This window comes from Pseudochryseolinea flava (assembly GCF_003286915.1).
GTDB classification, from domain to species: domain Bacteria; phylum Bacteroidota; class Bacteroidia; order Cytophagales; family Cyclobacteriaceae; genus Ohtaekwangia; species Ohtaekwangia flava.
In genome coordinates, this window is sequence record NZ_QMFY01000006.1 from 258,240 (window position 1) to 279,963 (window position 21,724).

Annotated in this window: 15 protein-coding genes; 13 read left to right on the plus strand and 2 right to left on the minus strand. The window is 43.9% G+C overall.

From position 1 onward, the window contains the following. Positions 1-63 precede the first annotated feature (63 nt). Positions 64-489, plus strand: a complete 426-nt coding sequence (locus DQQ10_RS13835) for a hypothetical protein (protein WP_112747468.1) — start codon at positions 64-66, stop codon at positions 487-489. 8 nt (positions 490-497) lie between these two features. Here the strand turns inward: DQQ10_RS13835 and DQQ10_RS13840 are convergent, their stop codons facing one another. Further along, positions 498-1,385 carry an NAD(P)-dependent oxidoreductase gene (locus tag DQQ10_RS13840; RefSeq protein ID WP_112747469.1) on the minus strand — a complete coding sequence of 296 codons (888 nt, stop codon included), beginning with the start codon at positions 1,383-1,385 and terminating at the stop codon, positions 498-500. A 181-nt stretch (positions 1,386-1,566) separates the two neighbouring features. Here DQQ10_RS13840 and DQQ10_RS13845 point away from each other — a divergent pair, with 181 nt between their 5' ends. From DQQ10_RS13845 to DQQ10_RS13900, 12 genes are all read left to right on the plus strand, one after another. After that, on the plus strand, positions 1,567-3,477 hold the full coding sequence (locus DQQ10_RS13845; RefSeq protein ID WP_112747470.1) for a 7TM diverse intracellular signaling domain-containing protein: 1,911 nt from the start codon (positions 1,567-1,569) through the stop codon (positions 3,475-3,477). 327 nt (positions 3,478-3,804) lie between these two features. Beyond that, positions 3,805-6,831, plus strand: a complete 3,027-nt coding sequence (locus tag DQQ10_RS13850) for a SusC/RagA family TonB-linked outer membrane protein (RefSeq protein ID WP_112747471.1) — start codon at positions 3,805-3,807, stop codon at positions 6,829-6,831. A 10-nt stretch (positions 6,832-6,841) separates the two neighbouring features. Further along, a complete protein-coding gene (locus DQQ10_RS13855) occupies positions 6,842-8,347 on the plus strand; it encodes a RagB/SusD family nutrient uptake outer membrane protein (RefSeq protein WP_112747472.1) in 1,506 nt (501 codons plus the stop codon). A 124-nt stretch (positions 8,348-8,471) separates the two neighbouring features. Continuing rightward, entirely contained in the window at positions 8,472-9,368 is an 897-nt protein-coding gene (locus tag DQQ10_RS13860; protein ID WP_112747473.1) for a LamG-like jellyroll fold domain-containing protein, read from the plus strand. A gap of 65 nt (positions 9,369-9,433) precedes the next feature. Continuing rightward, positions 9,434-11,083, plus strand: a complete 1,650-nt coding sequence (locus DQQ10_RS13865; protein ID WP_112747474.1) for a glucoamylase family protein — start codon at positions 9,434-9,436, stop codon at positions 11,081-11,083. A 10-nt stretch (positions 11,084-11,093) separates the two neighbouring features. After that, entirely contained in the window at positions 11,094-12,467 is a 1,374-nt protein-coding gene (locus DQQ10_RS13870; protein ID WP_112747475.1) for a glucoamylase family protein, read from the plus strand. 30 nt (positions 12,468-12,497) lie between these two features. Then, positions 12,498-14,723, plus strand: coding sequence for a glycoside hydrolase family 3 N-terminal domain-containing protein (locus DQQ10_RS13875; RefSeq protein WP_112747476.1), 2,226 nt, complete (start codon positions 12,498-12,500; stop codon positions 14,721-14,723). Positions 14,724-14,788: 65 nt separating this feature from the next. Then, entirely contained in the window at positions 14,789-15,229 is a 441-nt protein-coding gene (gene msrB / locus DQQ10_RS13880) for a peptide-methionine (R)-S-oxide reductase MsrB (protein WP_112747477.1), read from the plus strand. A 327-nt stretch (positions 15,230-15,556) separates the two neighbouring features. Beyond that, entirely contained in the window at positions 15,557-16,009 is a 453-nt protein-coding gene (locus DQQ10_RS13885) for an Hsp20/alpha crystallin family protein (protein ID WP_245970409.1), read from the plus strand. Positions 16,010-16,191: 182 nt separating this feature from the next. Further along, positions 16,192-17,628 (plus strand): trypsin-like peptidase domain-containing protein, encoded by a 1,437-nt coding sequence (locus DQQ10_RS13890; protein ID WP_112747478.1) that lies wholly within the window; start codon positions 16,192-16,194, stop codon positions 17,626-17,628. 380 nt (positions 17,629-18,008) lie between these two features. Next, positions 18,009-19,550 (plus strand): L-piperidine-6-carboxylate dehydrogenase, encoded by a 1,542-nt coding sequence (gene amaB, locus DQQ10_RS13895; RefSeq protein ID WP_112747479.1) that lies wholly within the window; start codon positions 18,009-18,011, stop codon positions 19,548-19,550. Positions 19,551-19,656: 106 nt separating this feature from the next. Further along, positions 19,657-20,064, plus strand: coding sequence for a response regulator (locus tag DQQ10_RS13900; RefSeq protein ID WP_112747480.1), 408 nt, complete (start codon positions 19,657-19,659; stop codon positions 20,062-20,064). Between the two features lie 172 nt (positions 20,065-20,236). Here the strand turns inward: DQQ10_RS13900 and DQQ10_RS13905 are convergent, their stop codons facing one another. Next, positions 20,237-21,682: a hypothetical protein gene (locus tag DQQ10_RS13905; protein WP_112747481.1), complete on the minus strand. Its 1,446-nt coding sequence runs from the start codon at positions 21,680-21,682 to the stop codon at positions 20,237-20,239. Positions 21,683-21,724 lie beyond the last annotated feature (42 nt).

The following is a 21,724-nucleotide window of genomic DNA, read 5'->3' on the forward strand; positions in this document are numbered from 1 at the left end:
GACGTAATAGACGAGCAGAAGTTGCATTATTAGTTTTCTGCGTATTTGTTATATTGACCGCCTATGAAATCAATTGAATACCAGGTAGGCAATTGGGTAAAGCGCCCGCAATCCGTAGAGGACTTTTTTGTATCCCCGATGTTCGAAGACCAGATTAAGACGCTTCAAACGAATGATTCAGCGCTCTTCTCCAAACCTGATGATCGGGGTAATGGAAGTGTGCCTCTTTTTCAACTTCGTGGTATTCCATTGACAGATCAATGGTTTGTCCGTCTAGGTTTTGAAAACAAGAGCGATGATACAGCCATTATCTGGCGAAAAGTTGCTCCAGGAATGACGATGTTCGATATACTCCAACGTCATGGCGACAGCCGGATTTTTTCTATAAACTTTAAAAAGGTGCAAATTCCTGTGCAGTATGTTCACCAGCTTCAAAATCTTTACAAAGGATTAGCCGGTGAAGAACTTATCCAAGACCAGACACTGTGATTTTAATCTTAGCTTTGACGTCCTGCTTTACGTTCGCGTAAAAAGCTGATTAACATCGGGAGATCTTGCTCGCCAAATCCTGCATCAATCATGGCTTTAAAATGTGATTGCATGATTTCGCCTAAAGGAAGTTGAACGTTGCTTGCATCGGCGGTATCTAATGCGAGTTTTAGGTCTTTGCTTGCTAAGCGTGTAGCGAACCCGTTGGGATTGTCTTTTTCGGCAACGATCATATTACCATAATTCTTTACAATCGGCGAGCCTAATACTGTACTTGTCATCATTTCTAAAAGTGCTGCTTTGTCGATTTCATTTCGCTCTGCAACCAACATCACTTCGCTTAGCATACCGGTCGTTATGAAGATTTGATAGTTTACCAAAAGCTTCGCGATGTTAGCAGTGAATGGCTTAACACCATAGTCGAAAATGCGTTGGCTAAGTGCGCTGAGAACAGGCTGTACTTTCTCTTTGGCCATGGAATTTCCAGCGCATAAAATGAAAAGTTGCTTCGCAGCCGCTGCAGGTGGTCTTCCTAAGACAGGTGCAGCAATATAATCGACACCGAAATGATTCGCAGATCCTTCCAGTAGCAATGCCGTTGCCGCTGAAATGGTACTCATCGAAACGTGTACCGCGCCTTGTCGTAAATGTGGCAACATCTTTACTTGCACTTCTTTCACAGCAGCATCGTCACTCAGCATGGTTACTACAACGTCAACGTTTTGAACCGCTTCTTCGATCGACGTAAAATGTTGTACATTCTCGCCGCCAAGTTTTTGGACTTTTCCTTGTGTACGATTATAAAGATGTAATTGAAACCCCGCGGTGATAAGATTTTTTGCCATCGGGTGCCCCATGTTGCCGAGTCCAATGAAAGCGATATTTGAAGTGCTCATGTGTTTAAATTGTATTCACGTGAAAGATACCAACGATGCGGCGATATACCGCGAGTCAGTTCCCAACGTCGAATGATTGTAGATAGTTTCGTGAATTTGTAAAATGTGTATGATGGGCCGGTATTTCTTCATAGCGTTTGCAAACGTGTGAACACTTGAATACAATTGCTTACCTTGTATCATGTTCCGAAGAATACTCTTCATTGCATACTTGAGCGCGTTCAGTCTCGCGAGTTTCGCTCAGCAAGTCGTTGAGGTCGACGACAATAAGACGGAGCATAATTTTATGCCTTTTGAAATTCCCTTTTTTCTTGATGAATCGAATTCGTTAACCTTCAGTGAAATTTCGTCGCCGGGTTTCTCTAATCGCTTTAAGATCAATCCCAACTATCAGAACAAAGACTTCAAGCCAGATGCTTCGTATTGGATCCGCCTTCCAATCCGACATAACACGGCCTCGCGTAAGGTGTGGCTGTTAGAATTTTATGATCAGACGATCGATCACATTGATGCTTACATCCCACGCCACGATGGTTCCTACGTAAATATTGAAATGGGTGACCAAAAGCCTTTTCGTGCCAGATCAGTGCTTCATAAAAATTATGAGATGGTGCTCGATATGAAATCGGACTCCGTGATGTACTACTACTTTAAAGTGAGTTCGCATGAGTTTGCAGATATCCGAATTGCATTTAGGTCTGTCGATCGATTTATCTACTACGCACTGAATGAATATTTTCTCTTCGGCACATTTTATGGAATGATTTTGATCATCAGTCTTTATAACTTTTTGGTCTTTTTGGCGATCAGAGAAGTAAAGAACATTTTTTACATACTGTATATACTGAGTGTCGCGGCATACGCCATGAGTTATGATGGCATTGGATTTCAATATTTATGGCCCAATCATCCGCAGTGGAATGACTATGCAGTAGGGGTAACGTTGTACGCTGTAATTATTTGGAGCCTCGTCTTCACGCGCCGATTTCTCAGAACGAAAGCAAATGCACCTAAACTTGATCGAATCCTTCAATGGATGATTATCGCACGAACGGTATTATTCATCATTGAACTGTTCTTCGTACCAGAATTGCTCACGTACAGAAACATCGAAATCATTCCTTTGTCAATGATTTTTTACACGGCTATTTCGGTATGGCGACAAGGTTATCGACCGGCGCGATTTTTCGTGATTGCTTATGGCGTGTTATTCACGGGATTCTTCGTCCGTACCCTGGTGTATTTTAACTTACTGCCCTTCACCACGGCATTACACTACAGCTTACACTTCAGTTTCGTGCTGGAAATGCTTTTCCTCACGTTTGCGATGGGTGATAGAATTCGCATTTTAAAAGACATGCGTGATCGCGCGCTGAAAAGAACTATCCATCAGCAAGAAGTCAACATGGTGTTGAAGGACAAAGTCAACCGTGAGCTTGAGCAGAAAGTTTTAGAACGCACCACAGAGATTAACCAAAAGAACCGACAGCTCGAAGAGAGTAATCAAAAGCTGGAACGTCAAGCTTTTGAGATCAATCAAATCAATTCCATTCTTGACCTCGATAACTGGAAACTTAAGAACAGCATCAAGGAAGTACTCAATGAACGCCTGATGGAAAAGACGATGGACTATCAGCAGTTTCAAACGCTGTATCCGGATACACTCGCGTGCTATCGTTTTTTAGATACATTGAAATGGGAGAAAGGATTTCATTGTCGTAAGTGCAGCAATGAGAAGTTTTTCGACGGGGCAACAAAGTTTTCCAAACGTTGCACACGATGTGGCTACAACGAATCCGTCACGGCCTTCACCATTTTTCATAGCATTAAGTTTCCGATCGAAAAGGCGTTTTATATAGCCTACCTCACCGTTGCTGGCAAAAAGGATTACACGTTAGACGACCTCGCGGGACAACTCGATTTGCGGGTCAATACGGTTTGGGCCTTCAAACACAAAGTACTCGAGCGGATCGAGGACTCAGAAAAGAAGGGCCGACGGATGACAATTTCGAGGTGGGAAGAGGTGATCATGATACATGATCAGTCAACCTCGTCGAAGAAAACCAAGGGAAATATCGGTCAGCCAGCCTAATCTCAACATAACCTTCACATTTTTTTGAACCGGATTCCGCTGGCACCGCAATGACATAAATCAAGTTTTTGCTGATTTGGAAACTTTATTTCTATCCGGCAAAATATGATGTTTTTTTCCTAGAAGAGAGCCGAGGAGAGCTGCGGCAAATACGCCCGAAAACGTTTGAAATCAATGTTTTTTATCCGCAAAAAACAAAGTGATGCCAAACGCCCGAAATCGATGCAAAAAGCGTGATTTCTTAAAAAAATCGTTGGAAAGCGATTGCAAACTCCAAAATTCACTTCTGCGGATAGCTAAAACCAGCCGCTGCCGCAAGTGAAACTTATGGTGAGATTTCTACTTTTCATTCTTTTCGGCATGACCATTTTTCATGCGCACAGTCAAAGTCGTCGCATTACGGGAAGTGTAAAGGATGGTCAGGACGGTAGTCCGATTCCGGGTGCTAACGTTGTTGTTCAGGGCACAAGTAAAGGTACGACAACGGACCTCGATGGAAATTTTGCCATCGATCTTTCCGACACAGAAAGCGTTCTCAATTTTTCTTTTGTCGGGTATAAAACAAGTACTGTCGAGGTGGGGGACCGCACGGTTGTTGACGTAACACTCGAGGCAGACATTACGATGCTTGCCGACGTGGTTGTTGTCGGTTACGGTATTCAGAAAAAAACGGATATAACCGGTGCCACAGCTTCGGTAAAAGGAGAAGAATTGTCTAAGCAACCGGTGCTCACAGCAACGCAGGCAATGCAGGGTAAGGTGGCAGGCGTTCAGATCATCAGCAGCGGACAACCTGGTACATCACCACAGGTCCGTATTCGAGGTTTAAGTACAGCACTAGGAGGAACGACAACACTTTTTGTTGTTGACGGCGTGCTCACAGACGATATATCTAACATCAACACCGCCGATATCGTCAGTATGGATGTGCTGAAGGATGCATCGTCTGCTGCCATCTATGGATCACGTGGTGCGAATGGTGTGATCATCATTACAACGCGACAGGGAAAGGCTGGAGCTTTTAAAATTAATTATAACAATAACATCGGTATTCGTCAGGCATCAAACTTAGTGGAGATGGCGAATGCTGAAGAGTATAGAAACTATGTTCAGGCAGCGACGGGTGAAATTGTTCCACAATCCGACTATGACACCGATTGGTATGATACCATCCTTCGCACTGCATTGCAACAGAGTCATAATATTTCATTGTCTGGCGGTACAGACAAATCAACGTTCCTCATCAATGCCGGTTATCTGGAAGATGAAGGTATCGTTATTGGAAATGAATTCAAACGACTAACACTTCGCCTCAACAGCGACTATAAAATCAATGATAAAGTTACACTTGGACTGCAGTCATCGTACGGTAGCAGTGAAAACCAAAATGGGTTTAACAATATCGACATTGACGCATTTGGAAATATCGGTGCTGTATACAACAATGCTTACCGTGCATCGCCAACCATTGCCAGTAAAGTTGGTGGGCGCTATGGAAATACATCAGCCTTTCAGAATGTGGGCAACCCGCTACTAGACGTAAGTAATAATCGGGTAAAAGTGTTGGAGAACAGACTTCAAGGATCATCCTTTCTCGAAGTAAAACCAACGTCATGGCTAAGCCTTCGTACATCCATAGGCGCTGATTGGAAAAATAGTTTGAATCGTGTTTACGCATATGAGTTCAGAGCTGATGAAAACACATTCCTCATTGCGGGTGGCAATCAATTGAATCCACTGAGTCGTCTGAATGTAAAACAGATTCAGTCGTTTCGTTGGGTATGGGATAACACCGCGACGATTACGAAATCCTTTGACAAGCACGCATTCACATTACTCATCGGAACAACAGCAGAGAAGTACAAGCAGCATTGGATTTCGGCCCTTCGGAAAGATGTTCCCCCAGATGAAAATCTATGGTATATCAATGTTGGCGACGCCAATACATCACAAAACGATGGTAAAGGTGAAGCATGGTCTCGTAACTCTTATCTCGCAAGATTGAACTATGCGTTCGATGAAAAATATTTACTAACGGCAACGATTCGAACGGATGGAAGTTCGCGGCTCCCTGGAAAAAATCGATGGCAACAGTATCCGTCATTTGGTGTGGGATGGATCGCCAGCAGAGAGGCATTCATGCTTGATCAGAATATATTCGACCTTTTAAAACTTCGCGCTTCTTATGGTAAAGTTGGCAATGATCAGGTTCCAACAGATGCTTATACCAGTATCGTTACGTTAAACACACCCTACGCTTTCAACGGAAGTGTTTCGCCTGCCACGAACGGAGCACAGTTAAAACAACTTATCGATCCCAACCTCACGTGGGAATCAACAACGGAATATGATGTAGCGCTTGAGTTCGAAATGTTGAATTCGAGATTGTCGGGTGAAGTAAATTACTATAATAAAAAAGTCGATAACGCATTGATCAAAGTGCCAATCTTTAATACGATTGGTGATGATGATAACGCAATCATTACGAATGTAGCATCGATTCAAAATAAAGGTGTAGAGGTTGTGCTCAATTGGAAAGGTGAAATAAACACAAAACTATCATACACTATCGGTGCCAATGCCACTTTTAATAAAAATGAAGTGGTTGCATTAAATGGAGGACAAGCCATTTGGGGAGGAAGTGTTGGCGCGGCGCAAGGCTTTACAACATACACTGATAATGGTCAGCCTGTCGGAAGTTTTTATGTGCTGAAAGTTTTAGGTGTATTTAATACGGATGCCGAGGTTAACGCTTACGTCAATGATGAAGGAGAAAAGATTCAACCTACCGCAAAGCCCGGAACATTTAAATACTTGGATAAAAATGGCGATGGTACAATCGACGACAGTGATCGGGTGTTCGCAGGATCGTATCAACCAAAAGCGTACTTCGGATTGAATTTGGGTGTGAATTATAAGAACTGGGATTTTGCTTTATCCATTTATGGTAACGTTGGTAACGAAGTCTACAATGGGAAGAAAGGTGTTCGCATTGATGGAAAGGATAACATCGAGCGTGATATGGTTTACAATCGATGGACGAGTGGATCTCGTTCACAAACTGAACCCGCAGCCAACACCGGCAATCTTCTCGCCTCAGATTATTTTATCGAATCCGGTTCGTTTGCACGAATCAATAATCTCACGATAGGTTACACACTTCGCCCAACGTTGCTTGAGCGCGTACGCATCAATAGTCTACGCGTTTTTGTGATGTCTCAAAATCTTCTGACCTATAAAAAGTATAGTGGGTTTACGGCAGAGCTGCCCGGCGATCCAACCAATTCCGGGATAGAGCTCAGCGCTTATCCGACAACAAGAACAATTTCAGCGGGGGTCAATATTAGCTTCTAATTCGACGCATATGAAAAAGATTTTCTATTCAATATTCCTATTCATCACGGTTGTCTCGTCCTCATGTAGTGATCAGTTTTTAGACGTGCCTGTTCAGGGTGGTCCAACAACATCTTCTGATCCTAAGCTCGCAGAACGATTGGTAACAGGTGTGTACAACAGTATGCTTCAAGGTGACTCATGGGGCAATGGCGATGTTCATGGGTTTGCATTTCTCACGGTAACGAGTATTATTTCTGATGACGCAGACAAGGGAAGTACAGCCGGTGATCAACAAATTCCTGTCGGCGATATCGACAACTTTACATTGACGCCCTCCAATCGTTTTGCGGAAACACTTTGGAGTGGACACTACAAAGCTATTGGTGCTGCAAACAAAGCCCTTGAAGCGCTCGAAACAGCATCTATTAGTGAAGAAGAAAAAAATAAGTTGAAAGGTGAAGTTCGTTTCTTACGAGGCTATTTCTATTTTAATCTGGTTCGCATGTACGGCGGCGTGCCATTGGTGCTACGGGTTCCACGCGACGCAGCAGATGCGAACAGCGATTTAGCTTTTCAAACGCGCGCAACAGAGGAGCAAGTATACACGAGTATAAAGTCGGATCTTACTTTCGCCTACGAAAATCTAAAAGTTAAATCTCAATCGTTGGTTGGTCACGCCAATAAGGGAGCTGCAGGTGCTCTACTTGCAAAGGTGCATATGTATCTTAAAGAATGGCAACCTGCGTTTGATCTTACGAAAGAGATAATTGAATCCAACCAGTATCAACTTGTTGAAGATTATGCTACCATTTGGCGTCAAGCGGGAGATAACAGTAGTGAATCTATTTTTGAAATTCAAACGGGAGAATTTAACAACGCCAATCTCAATATCAACAACTACACTACAGCACAAGGCGTGCGTGTAGGCGGAAAAGGTGGTTGGGATGATCTCGGTTGGGGCTTCAATAACCCCTCTACAAGCTTGATCGCCGCTTACGAACCCGATGATCTCCGCAAAAATGCAACGATCATTTTTGTCGATAATTCTGGAGAGCATCATGGAACAATTTTGTGGGATGGATTCAGGATACCCAGCTCCGATTCAGTACAGAATTTATACTATAACTACAAGGCGTATGCCAGTAACTCAAAGGAAAATTACGCTGATCCAGGTACTAAAGATCTTCCCAAGAACATTAAGATTCTTCGCTACGCGGAAGTGCTACTGATCAATGCTGAAGCTGGGCTGGAACTTGGGCAAGGTGATCCAACAGCACGTGTAAATGAGGTACGCGAAAGGGCAGGACTTGATGACTTGGGAAGTGTAGATATAGACGATGTATGGCAGGAGCGTCGAATCGAATTTGCAATGGAGCATGATCGCTTCTGGGATCTTGTTCGTCAAGGTCGCGCAGCGGAAGTCATGCAAGCTGCGGGTAAAAATTTCGTTGCCGGAAAACATGAGCGTTTGCCAATTCCGATTTCACAGATTTTGTTAAGTGGAAACAAACTTAAACAAAACGACCAATACTAAAATTGATAAACCTAAACTGATGATATGTATTCGACCTGCGATCCACGTGGCTCACCAAAGTTATGCGTGAGACGAATTCACAGCGCTATCAAATTATAAACCCGAAAATCTAAATTAATTAACAATGAAAACTAAACTGAATTACTGGTTAATGGCTGGTGTGGTCGCAATGGCTACAATCACTTCTTGTGGTAGTGACGACGATGATTCACTTCCGCCAATCGATGGTTATAATAACTCTAATGAAGTTTCCTCCGGAAATCTTCTTGCACACTGGTCTTTCGATGATACAAACAGTGAACGTATTTCAAATACAGCAGCCTCCAATACATACGGCAGCGTCACTTACACAACTGGCCAGATTGGAAACGCATTGAAACTTGATCAGGGTGCACTTGTTTATCCTACAATAAATGCAATCAATACTGCCAATGCGCTCAATAATTACACCGTTAGCCTCTGGGTGAATATTACAAACAATAAGAGAAGTGCTAACTCAGGGTTTACGTCCCTGTTCTCGCTAATTCCCACGAATGCTACTGATGTATGGGGCGATGTCAATGCGTGCGTGGAAACAAGTCGCCACTTGCCTTCTTCTGATACATTGGAATTAAAAAATCTTCAGCGATCTCACACAGAGGGTGGTGTAATTACCAATGATAACCTAGCCATGTTCAATGATGACACGGACAAAGGAAAATGGTTTATGGGTGCTAAAAAATGGGCGCACTATGTGATGACCTGGAATGCAACAACAAATGAGTATAAACTCTACGCAAATGGATCATCGCATGGTGCGTACGATGCGCGTAATGAGGGTGGCATTATGATCATGGATGTGCCTGTGAAAGCTGTTTTTGGTAGCCTCGCGTCGAGCGACATCGGTTTTGCAGAAGCCGGGGAGCAGAGAGACTGGAATCCATGGGCAACAGCGATGATTGATGACGTACGCGTTTACAATACAGTATTGTCTCAAGTTGAAATTACGGCACTCTATAACCTGGGTGTCGCAGGTCGATAGGGTTTAATTGGTTGGGGGGTACATTTAACAGTGTACCCTCTTTTTTGTTTCTCAATGAATTGTCAATGAAATTAGTAACATATCTTATTGCTGTGATCTCTCTCCTTGTTGTCTTCGTTTCATGCAAGGATAATGATGACACCGAGCCCCCGATTCCAAGAAACTTCGCGTTGACTAATATTTCACTCGATGGTCGGCCATTGAGTTTTGTGTATGCCAGTACGTCTATCCAACCTGAGATCAAATTATCGTTCGATGCACCGATCGATCATGAATCCGCGCTTGCCAATATTACGATGGGAAGAGGAACGGGGCCTCTTGCTTTGAACATCACCTTCGAGAAAGGTGATAGTACCATCGTGATCAAACCGGTCAAGCCTTTAAACTATTTAACAACTTACTCTCTGTTCGTTTCTACCGCACTCGCATCTCAAAAAGAACAGCTTTACGGAAGTACTATTGATATTAAAGTCGTGACTACCTACGACCCTGCAGATAAGTTCCCATCCATCAGTGACGATGCGTTGTTTGATCTTGTCCAGGAAAAAACTTTTCGGTACTTCTGGGATTTCGCGCATCCTGCCAGTGGTATGGCGCGCGAAAGAAATTCTTCCGGCAATACAGTTACGACTGGTGGCTCAGGATTTGGACTGATGGCCATTATTGTAGGAATAGAAAGAGAAATTATAACACGAGCGGAGGGTGTGGAACGCCTTGACAAAATTCTTGCTTTCCTCGAAACAGCAGATCGATTTCATGGTGCATGGCCGCACTGGGTTGATGGACAAACGGGCAAAGTCATTCCGTTCAGTGCCAATGACAATGGTGGTGACCTGGTCGAAACATCTCTCCTTGTTCAGGGGCTGATCGCCTTTCGTCAGTACCTCCATCCAGAAAATGAAAATGAACAGGCATTGATTGATCGCATAAACGTATTATGGAAAGGCGTAGAGTGGGACTGGTACACGAAGGGCAACGAAAAAGTGTTGTATTGGCATTGGTCACCTGATAAAGCGTGGTCGATGAACCTTCAAATTCGGGGAGCGAATGAATGCCTGATTACTTATGTGCTTGCCGCAGCTTCCCCTGAACATAGCATCGATGCTGATGTCTACACAGAAGGTTATGCGAGGAATGGAAATATTAGAAACGGGAAGAAATTTTATGACATTACCCTGCCGATCGGAAGCGATTATGGAGGTCCACTTTTTTTTACACACTATTCTTTCTTGGGGTTAAATCCTAAAAATCTAAAAGATCAGTTTGCTGATTATTGGGAGCAAAATGTGAATCATTCAAAGATTAACTACGCATACTGCGTTGATAATCCTAAAAATTATGCGGGCTACGGTGAAGATTGCTGGGGGCTAACAGCCAGTGATAATTACAATGGTTACTCAGCGCACTCACCGACAAATGATCTAAGTGTCATATCACCGACTGCCGCGCTTTCTTCTTTTCCATATACACCTGAAGAATCAATGCGCGCGATGAAATTTTTCTACTACAAACTAGGCGATAAATTATTCGATGACTATGGCTTTTATGATGCTTTCAGCTTGGAACGAGGCTGGATTGCGAACTCATACTTGGCCATTGACCAGGGCCCAATTATCGTGATGATCGAGAACCATCGCACCCAGTTGCTCTGGAATTTATTTATGTCTGCGCCCGAAGTACAAGCGGGCTTAACAAAACTTGGATTTACATATTAAGATTACAATCATGATTAAACGTTTCGTTTACATTCTATTCGTTGGTACTACGCTTGGCGCCTGTGGCAAGCGTGATGCTCACGAAACTGTTGATGCCACTTCGAAGAAAGATTCATCAGCGGTAGCAATCAGCAACGATTCTCTCATGACACTCATTGAGTATAAAACATTTCAATACTTCTGGGATGGAGCAGAACCCGTTTCAGGAGGAGCAAGAGAAAGATTCCACGCCGATAATATTTATCCGCAAAATGATAAGCATATTATCACTTCCGGTGGTACAGGTTTCGGCGTGATGGCTATTCTTGTTGGTATTGAGCGGAAGTTTATTACGCGCGAACAAGGTTATCAGCATCTTGATAAGTTTGTTTCTTGGTTAGAAAAAGCAGATCGCTTCCATGGTGTATGGCCACACTGGTGGAATGGTGAAACCGGAAAAGTAAAGCCGTTCAGTCCAAATGACGACGGGGGTGATCTCGTTGAAACCTCATATTTGGCGCAGGGTCTTCTTTGTGTTCGAGAATATTTTAAGGATGGTAGTGATGGGGAGAAGAAGCTTGCTTCACGCATCGACAAACTGTGGCGTGAGATCGAATTTGATTGGCATCGCAATAACAAGAACGTATTGTACTGGCATTGGTCGCCTAACAATGGCTGGAAAATGAATTTCGCTGTTGAAGGGTATAATGAATGTTTGATTATGTATGTGTTGGCCGCGGCATCACCAACGCACAGCATACCAGCAGAAGTGTATCATGAGGGGTGGGCAAGAAAGGGCGGAATCAAAAACGATCCTGCACATGAGCAATATGGATTTCACCTCGACCTTCGTCACAACAGTGCGCAACAATTTGGTGGACCTCTTTTTTGGTCGCACTATTCTTTTCTAGGCCTTAATCCAAAAGGTTTATCCGATCGCTATGCCGACTATTGGGAACACAACAGAAACCATACACTCATTAATCGGAAGTATTGCATTGAGAATCCAAAACAGTTTAAAGGGTACGGAGAAAACTGCTGGGGACTTACCGCGAGTTACTCCGTGAAAGGATATGCGGCTCATAGTCCAACGGAGGACCTAGGCGTCATCTCTCCAACAGCGGCATTGTCGTCACTCCCATATACACCGGATGAATCGATGAAAGTGCTGCGTCATTTTTATGAGGATTTAGGCGACCAGATTTTGGGCGATTATGGATTCTACGATGCTTTCAGCGAACAACATAATTGGTATCCGAAGAAGTACCTCGCTATTGATCAAGGCCCAGCTATTGTGATGATGGAAAATTATCGGACAGGCTTATTGTGGAAACTGTTTATGCAAGCGCCGGAAATATCGCAAGGACTGAAAAAACTTGGATTTACAGTTCAGCAAACAAACTAAGTGTAGTGTTCCAAATTTAGATCGTGTGTTATGAAGAGACTAGCATTTTTATTTGTCGTTATTGTTGCCATGATGTTATCGGGGTGCGGTTCTAAAACAGAACACGAACAATCTGACAATATCAGTCATCAGGTTGACTCCGTTCTGCAATTGATGACTTTGGAGGAAAAGATTGGGCAATTGACGCTTTATACCAGTGACTACGACGTTACAGGTCCTTCGATTCGCGAAAATTATAAAGACGATATAAAGAAGGGAAGAGTAGGGGCAATCTTCAACGCGTTCGGTGCCGACTACACACGAAAACTTCAGGAAATTGCCGTGAAGGAAACGCGCTTAGGCATACCGTTGCTTTTTGGTTACGACGTCATTCATGGGCATCGCACCATATTTCCAATTCCATTGGGCGAAACCGCAAGTTGGGATACAGATGCCGCCTATACTTCGTCGCGTATTGCAGCTGTTGAAGCTTCTGCAGAAGGACTTCATTGGACATTTGCTCCCATGTGCGACATTGCGCGCGATCCACGCTGGGGAAGAATGGCTGAAGGTGCGGGTGAAGATACTTACCTCGGCGTAAAGATGGCAGAGGCTCGTGTGCGCGGTTTTCAGGGAAATAAACTCGGCGATTTAAATTCCGTGATGGCTTGCGTAAAACACTTCGCAGCCTATGGTGCTGTTCAGGCTGGTCGTGACTATCACACCGTGGATATGTCGGACAGAATGTTGCGTGAAGTTTACCTGCCGCCATACAAAGCTGCGCTCGACGCAGGCGCTGCTACTGTGATGACGTCGTTTAACGAGTACGATGGTGTGCCTGCCTCAGGAAGTAAATTTTTGATGACGGATTTACTTCGAAACGAGTGGAAGTTCGATGGCTTTGTGGTGACGGATTATACATCAATCATGGAGATGATTCCACACGGTGCAGCAGAAGACACAGCGTCGGCCGCAGCATTGGCTATTGAAGCCGGTGTCGATATGGACATGCAAGCTGGCTTTTATGAAGCAGCACTTCCTGCGTTGGTCAAGTCAGGAAAAATTAAAGAGCACATCATCGACGCTGCTGTCCGAAGAATTTTACGCAAGAAGTTTGAGCTCGGGTTGTTTAAAGATCCTTACCGATATAGCGATGTTGCTAGGGAAAAGAGCAGTGTGATGACAGCAGACCACCTGAATGCCGCCCGAGATATTGCGAGAAAATCTTTTGTGCTTTTGAAGAACGACGGTCAAGTGTTGCCACTCTCGAAAACAGGCAAACGTATTGCATTGATTGGCCCTCTTGTGAATAACAAACGTGAGATGATTGGCTCGTGGTCGGCAGCCGGCGATGGCCAGAAATCAATTTCTGTCCTTGAGGGAATTCGACAAGCGATTCCAGGTGTTCAAATCAACTACGCAAAAGGGTGTAATATTAACGATGACTCGACACGTTATTTTTCGGAGGCTGTACGTGCAGCAAGCCAATCGGATGTTGTTGTGATGGCCTTGGGAGAAGCAGCATTGATGAGTGGTGAAGCGGCAAGTCGCGCTGATTTAAATTTGCCAGGGGTACAGCAAAAACTGTTTGATGAAATTAAAAAGACCGGTAAACCAATTGTTGTGGTATTGTTTAGCGGCAGACCGCTAACGATAAATTCGCTCGATAAAAATGCAGATGCTATCCTTGAAGTATGGTTTCCGGGAACGCAAGCGGGGTTGGCGATTGCTGATGTTCTCTTTGGAGATTATAATCCGTCGGGAAAATTGCCGGTAACTTTTCCAAGGTCGGTAGGTCAAATTCCGATTTTCTACAGCATGAAAAATACAGGGCGGCCCATGGATCCAAATCAAAAATATACCTCAAAGTATCTTGATGAATCGAATGAGCCATTGTATCCTTTTGGTTACGGGTTAAGTTATACGACGTTCAACTATGGTGACGTTTCGTTAAATACAAACGAAATGCAAGAAGGTGATACGTTGGTTGCGTCTTGCAGTGTGTCGAATGCCGGAAAAGCAACAGGTGAGGAAGTTGTTCAGTTGTATGTGCGCGATCAGGTTGGCAGCGTAACGCGACCTGTAAAAGAGCTGAAAGGGTTTCAGAAAATTGTATTGAAGCCAGGTGAATCGAAGGTGTTAACGTTTAAGCTCTCGGTTAAAGATTTGTCGTTTTATCGTCGCGACATGACTTGGGGAACAGAGCCCGGCAAGTTCGATGTGTTTATCGGATCGAACTCACGCGATGCTAAGTCTACAACTTTCGTTTTGAAATAATTTCTTTGCGGTTCGTAAACTGAATGCGAGCGTTGTAAGTTTATTAGACAAATAAACATTGAATTATGAAATGGTCTGATGTACTAACGTTTGCAAAGCAGGGAGCCCCAGCGGCCGATCATAAAGTTGAAAAAACAGAGGATGAATGGAAGAAAATTCTTTCGCCGGCAGAGTTTTCTATACTTCGAAAAAAAGGTACTGAACGTGCCTTTACGGGTGAGTATTGTGAAGCACATGACCCTGGACTATACGCTTGTCGTGGATGTGGTACGCCGCTGTTTGATTCGCGTGTTAAGTTTGAATCAGGTACGGGTTGGCCGAGTTTTACAATTCCAGTAAAAGATAATGTAATCAAGTACGAAGCAGATAATAGCTTCGGAATGTATCGCGTGGAGGTGATGTGTAATGTATGTGAAGGTCACCTTGGCCACGTGTTCCCTGATGGACCGGCACCGACGGGTTTGAGATATTGCATTAACTCGGCATCGATTAAGCTGGTTGAATAATCTTCTTCGACAACTACTTCAAAATGTACTATGCAGTAGCGAGGGTTAGGGATAGTAGCGTTACCCCGCAGTTGGGTTTGACATGCGGGTTTGCACGAGGAGTATAAGCGGATAGCCCGGCCCGACGGTAGGAGGGCAACCCCCAAAACTCCTTATGTCCAATGCGTTTCGTTAAAAATGACACGTTTTAGCGACACAATCAAGTCAATATGTCTTTTTTTTGAGCGAAAATTTGGTGAAATCGGACGTAATGGCATTAAAAATGCCTCGGCACAGTTTTTCATAATAGGGTAATCATCAAACAAAAAATGAATGTTAAACCCAAAAATGAATAAAACTATGAGTCTCGTCCGTTACAACTCCGCTTTGAATGATTATGTACCAACTTCATTCAGCAATTTGATCGATCGGTTCTTCAACGAATCTGTTAGTCGCGCGGGAGGATCTGCGTACTCATTCGTACCCCGTGTAGACATCGTTGAAGAAGAGAAGGAATTCCAAATCCATGTGGCCGTGCCAGGTGTGAACAAGGAAGATTTTAAGCTCGATGTGAATGATAATCTACTTACCATCAGCGGCGAACGTAAATTTCAAAAGGAGAAGAAGGAGAGTAATTTCCATTCCATTGAAACGCAGTATGGCACTTTTAGTCGCTCTTTCTCATTGCCTGAAAACGTAGATGTAAACAACATCGCGGCGAAATACAACAATGGTATCCTTGAGATCACCATTCCTAAAGATGAAAAGAAAGTGGTGAAGACAACTATTAAAGTCAACTAAGCATCTAAAAGAGGGTTAGGGTTAGGTGTAGCGCCCCGTCCGGTTTTTCGGTTCGGGGCGCTTTTTTTGTTTACGCGTGAGCCGATCGGCGAATCTTTCGTTATACAAACATTCTCCTTCAATACGGGGGAATTTTTTTTCGGCAATTAAGCTTAACTTCACTACAAACAGACTTGAAGGGTATGAAGCGCTCCTTATTCATTTTTATTATTGTACTCACCGCTTGTGTGGGTGGCATTGTCGGGTCACTTTTTACGATGCGTTTTTTGAGTGTCTATCTCGATCCAACGTATGAATCGATCGAAGCGAGGCAGAAACTCGTACTCGCGGGTTTCAAACCAGACTCTATCGTGCGTATACCCGCTGAGTTAAATTTCTTAGCGCCAGCCAAGCAGGTTACGCAAGGGGTAGTGCATATTCAAACCGCTTATGGTCCTGGTGAATTTAGTATCAACCCACTGCAAAATTATCTTGAGGCGCCAACGCGGTCTTCGGGCTCTGGGGTGATCATTTCTGACAATGGATTTATCGTGACGAATAATCACGTGATTGAAGATGCAAATAGCATAGAGATTGTGATGAATAACAACCAACGCTACTTCGCAAAATTGATTGGTGCTGATCCTACTACTGATCTTGCGTTGTTAAAAATTCGTGCAAAAGATCTTCCCTTTATTCGTTATGGAAACTCAGATGGCATTACCCCTGGTGAATGGGTGTTGGCGGTTGGTAATCCTTTCGATTTGAACTCAACGGTTACCGCGGGTATTGTTAGCGCGAAAGCACGGAATATTGGTATCCTTCGTGATAAAAATAATCTTCAGATTGAATCATTCATTCAGACTGATGCCGCTGTCAATCCTGGAAACAGTGGTGGTGCATTGGTGAACTTGAAAGGTGAATTGATTGGCGTGAACACAGCGATTGCAACGTCATCCGGAAGTTATCAGGGATATTCATTCGCGATTCCGGTGAGTCTGGTGAAAAAAGTTGTTGATGACTTGCTTGAGTTTGGTCAAGTGCAGCGTGGGTTGTTAGGAATACAAATTACTGATGTCGATGCACGTGTGGCCGAAGACCTTGGCTTGCAGGTAAATCAAGGTGTGCTTGTTACGCGTGTAACCGAAGGCAGTGCCGCGGAGGAATCGGGTATTGCTGTCGGCGATGTAATCATCGGAATTGAAGGACACGTGGTTAATTCTGTGTCGGAATTACAAGAGTGGGTCGCGCGAAATAGACCTGGTGCGAAAATCAAAGTTTCGTATTTGCATGAGGGAAAAATGCTTGATGCCTCTGCGCGGTTAAAAAATAGTGATGGCAACGAAACGGTAGAGAAACGTGATGTGCGCTATGAGTTCGGTGGCGTGTCTGTGGAGGATATTGAATACAAAAAATTGGTGGGACTGCAACTTGAGGGCGGTGTTCGCGTGAAGGATGTATCACCAGGCAAGTGGAAGGATGCAGGATTACGGGAGGGATTCATCATTGCTTATGTTGATAAGATTCCGGTCGACAACGTGGAGGATCTGAACAGCATTCTTGACTTTAAGAAAGGTGGTATTCTGATCGAGGGACGTTACGAAGATGGTAGTAAGGGAACGTATGGTGTTGAGTGGTAGGAGGGAGTGCTGATGTGTCGGCGTGTTGATGTGTTGACGTCAGCGTCATTGACTTAAGTTACGGAGACATAAAAAATGCCACCGTAACCCTTTCATTCCCTAAAGGGTCAGCCCGCAACTTGAGTTCCCCTTCAGGGGCCAGGGGTGAGACGAATCCATACCTGAAGGAGGTGCTTAAGTCAACGACATTGGTGTTGGCGTGTTGATGTGTTGACGTTACTTTGATCTACGCGCTGACTAACACCGAACGCTAAACATGGGACTGTCAAAAAAAATGTTAACGTCACTATCATCTTGATTAACAAAACTTTCCTGAGCACGATTAATCATTACAAAAAGCTATTCATATTTTTCTAGCTTTGCCACACTCATTAACAACCATGAAAAAATTCGGCATCAAAGAAGCGTTATCTACGCTTGGTATCAAGAAATCCAATTCGGGTACATCTACAGGTCACAAGTGGTATCGCTCTACCGGTAAAACGTTGGAATCGTATTCACCGGTAGATGGCAATCTTATTGGCAGTGTAGTTGCTACCGATGAGAAGGCGTATGAGCAAGTAATTCGTCAAGCTGAAGAAGCGTATAAGGAATGGCGTAAATGGCCTGCGCCTAAACGCGGAGAGATTGTGCGTCAGATGGGAGAGGCGTTTAGAAAATACAAGGAACCATTGGGAAAACTTGTCTCTTATGAGATGGGCAAATCCTACCAGGAAGGTTTGGGAGAGGTACAAGAGATTATTGATATATGCGATTTCGCTGTCGGGTTGTCGCGACAACTTCACGGGTTGACAATGCACTCAGAAAGGCCAAGTCACCGCATGTATGAGCAGTGGCATCCGATCGGAATTGTTGGAATTATTTCAGCGTTCAATTTTCCGGTAGCGGTATGGTCGTGGAATACGATGTTGGCCTGGGTGTGTGGAGATGTTTGTGTTTGGAAGCCATCGGAGAAAACACCGCTGTGCAGTATTGCCTGTCAGCGAATAGCAGAAGAGGTGTTTGTAAAAAATGGCGTTCCTGAAGGTGTATCGGTGTTGATCAACGGCGATGCATCCATCGGTCAATTGATGTCGAAAGATGAGCGTATACCGCTGGTGTCAGCTACAGGTTCTGTTCGAATGGGCAAAGCTGTGGCGCGTACCGTAAGTGAGAGATTAGGACGATCCCTGTTAGAGCTCGGAGGTAATAATGCGATCATCATTTCAGAGAATGCTAACCTCGACATGTCAATTCGTGGTGCAGTATTCGGGGCGGTGGGTACTGCGGGGCAGCGATGTACGACAACAAGAAGATTGATCGTTCATGAAAAAGTATACAATGAAGTGCGCGATAGGCTGCAAGCCGCTTATGGACAACTTCAAATTGGAAATCCATTGGATCCTGCTTTTCACGTGGGGCCTTTGATTGATACACTCGCGGTGAAATCTTACAAGGATGCACTGAAGAAAGTGAAAGAGCAAGGCGGAACATTCTTAATTGAAGGTGGTGTGTTGAAGGGTGTTGGTTACGAGTCGGGTTGTTATGTAAAGCCAGCCATTGCCGAAGTGAAGAACGAGTTTGAAATCGTGCAGCAAGAAACCTTTGCGCCGATTCTTTATCTAATAAAGTACAAAACACTGGAGGAAGCTGTTGAGATCCAAAATGGTGTTAAACAAGGACTGTCGTCGGCGATTATGACAACGAGCATGCAAGACATGGAATACTTTTTATCGCACGAAGGATCGGACTGTGGTATCGCGAATGTTAACATTGGAACATCGGGTGCGGAAATCGGTGGCGCCTTTGGTGGAGAGAAAGAGACCGGTGGAGGCCGCGAGTCTGGTTCCGACGCCTGGAAGGTGTACATGCGGCGTCAAACCAATACGATCAACTACGGAAACACGCTGCCGTTAGCGCAAGGTATTAAGTTTCATATCTAATGGCTGCGCCGAATTCAAAACGAAGGTAAAGCGGAAACTGTATTTGATTGAGATTTATTTGCAAATCACCGTCAATCCCGTATTTTTATAGACCATTCTTATTCTTATGGCAGGAAAAAAGTATCGCACGGTAATGTTGATTGATGACAATGAGATCGATAATCTCATTAACCAGAAAATGATTGAAGCGGCGTCTGTTACAGAAAACATCTACACACACACCGGCGCCAAAAGTGCGATTGAGTTCTTAAAGAACATGGAGAAGCTCGACGTAGCCGACCAAGTTTTGCCTGATGTCATTTTCCTTGATATCGATATGCCGCTGATGGATGGCTTCCAATTCTTAGATGAATTCGAAAAACTCACTAACGTTGCTAAACGCAAGTGTAAGATTGTGATGCTCACCTCGTCAATCAATCCGCAGGACTTTAATCGTTCTAAAAAGTACGAGAACGTGAAGCTCTACCTGAACAAGCCACTGTCTCACGAAAGCATCGTGAAACTGGAAGTATAGGCACCATCTCCTAATTTGCAGTACTACGCCAAGATCAAAAGATCATACACGTTTATCGTGTAGATGAGGCATTATGCGTTCGTAAAAATTGAATCCACGACAGCGCACTGTAATGATTTTGGAATTCCTAATCGCTAGGAATTCCAGGCTTATCTAGACGTGGCGAATGCGATTAGAAATCTGTGAGTAGGTTCACAAAGCGATCGTCCAACTTTACAAGTTTAGTTGGCGCAAAGTATTTCACCGTTACCGCATTTAATCTTGGAATAACGGCATTGATCTTCTTCGCTTTTTCTTTCTTGGCCTCACTCGTGGCGATTTTCAGGATCTTCAAAAACAACTGAATGTTCTCGCAGCTATCTTTTCCGAATAACCGGATTTGACGCTGAATACTATTTGATAATTGGTTGAATAATTCGAAATCGCGCAGTAATGTGTATTGTAATGCGAGCAATGACTTGATCTCGAGCTGCGCGTAAGGATACTTCTTCAAGCTCACATCATTGAGAAGTCCGTTGATCAACTTCGCTGATTCTTCGAACTTTCCATTGTAATAGGAAGATAAAGCGCGATAGATCGTATAGACGATGTGTTTTGGAATATCCATCATATCTACCTCGTAGTCGAGGAAGATGCTTTCGTTTTCGGCATACAGATCTTGCTCGTTGCCCGTGCGAAGATGACGTTCCAGTTTGGAAATAAGGAATTGCGCTGGGAATGTAAACGTTGAATAGTTCACCATCAAATTACCACAAGCATCATTTACTTCTTCGTAGTATTTCTCTGCCTGACGATATACTTTGTAGTGATTGTAGTACTCGAGTTTCAGGAATTCGAACACCAGGTTGAGGTGATAATAAATTGAGTCGAGATGATAGCTTTCGAATATTTTCTGAACCTTTTCGAAGATGTCTTCGATAGATTCGCCGTCTTGTTGCATGTTGTCGTCGACCTCTACGAAAAGGCGATGGAAGATGTACATGCAGCTTTGATAGACATACAGACGATGTGACTCGTATAGTTTGGCTACATTCTGCATTTCTTTCATAAGCAGCGCGAGACCAAGTTTCTCCACCTCGCCACCATTCAACATGTAGTCACCATATTTCTTGAAGTAGTCGGCGAGCAGATCCTCAGCCTTGTCTACCGCAAGCATATAGGCTACGTGGCGGTTATAGAGCTGGGAGTATTGAAAATAGTCAGGCGAGTTGATGTTGAGTTTCTTCAGCGACTTGTAGATGATCGTGAGTTCGTTGGCGAGATCGTAGTCGAGCAGTTCTTTTTCGAGTTTCTTGAGGGTAGCAACGGAGATCGCGCGTTTCTTGGTGAACAGGACTTCGTTGATGTTGGCAACTTTACGAAGAACATCGGTGCGTGGACTTTCCAATTGGCCCATCAGATATTCTTCAATCTTGAGGTTTAGTCGCGATCGGAGTGTGTAATAGGCATTGGCATTGACGTCAAGCTCGGTCATGATCTTGTTGTCTGAAAGTGCCCGCTCGCGAAGTGACTTTAACAGATACGCCGACTTCTCGGCGTTGCTTTCTATTAACGAATCGTATATCGCTTTAAAGTCTTTCTCTGAGAGCTGCTTGATAATGTTCTTAAGCTTGGCCATGCTACTTAGTTAACCTTCCTGAAAATTTACAAAATTTATTAC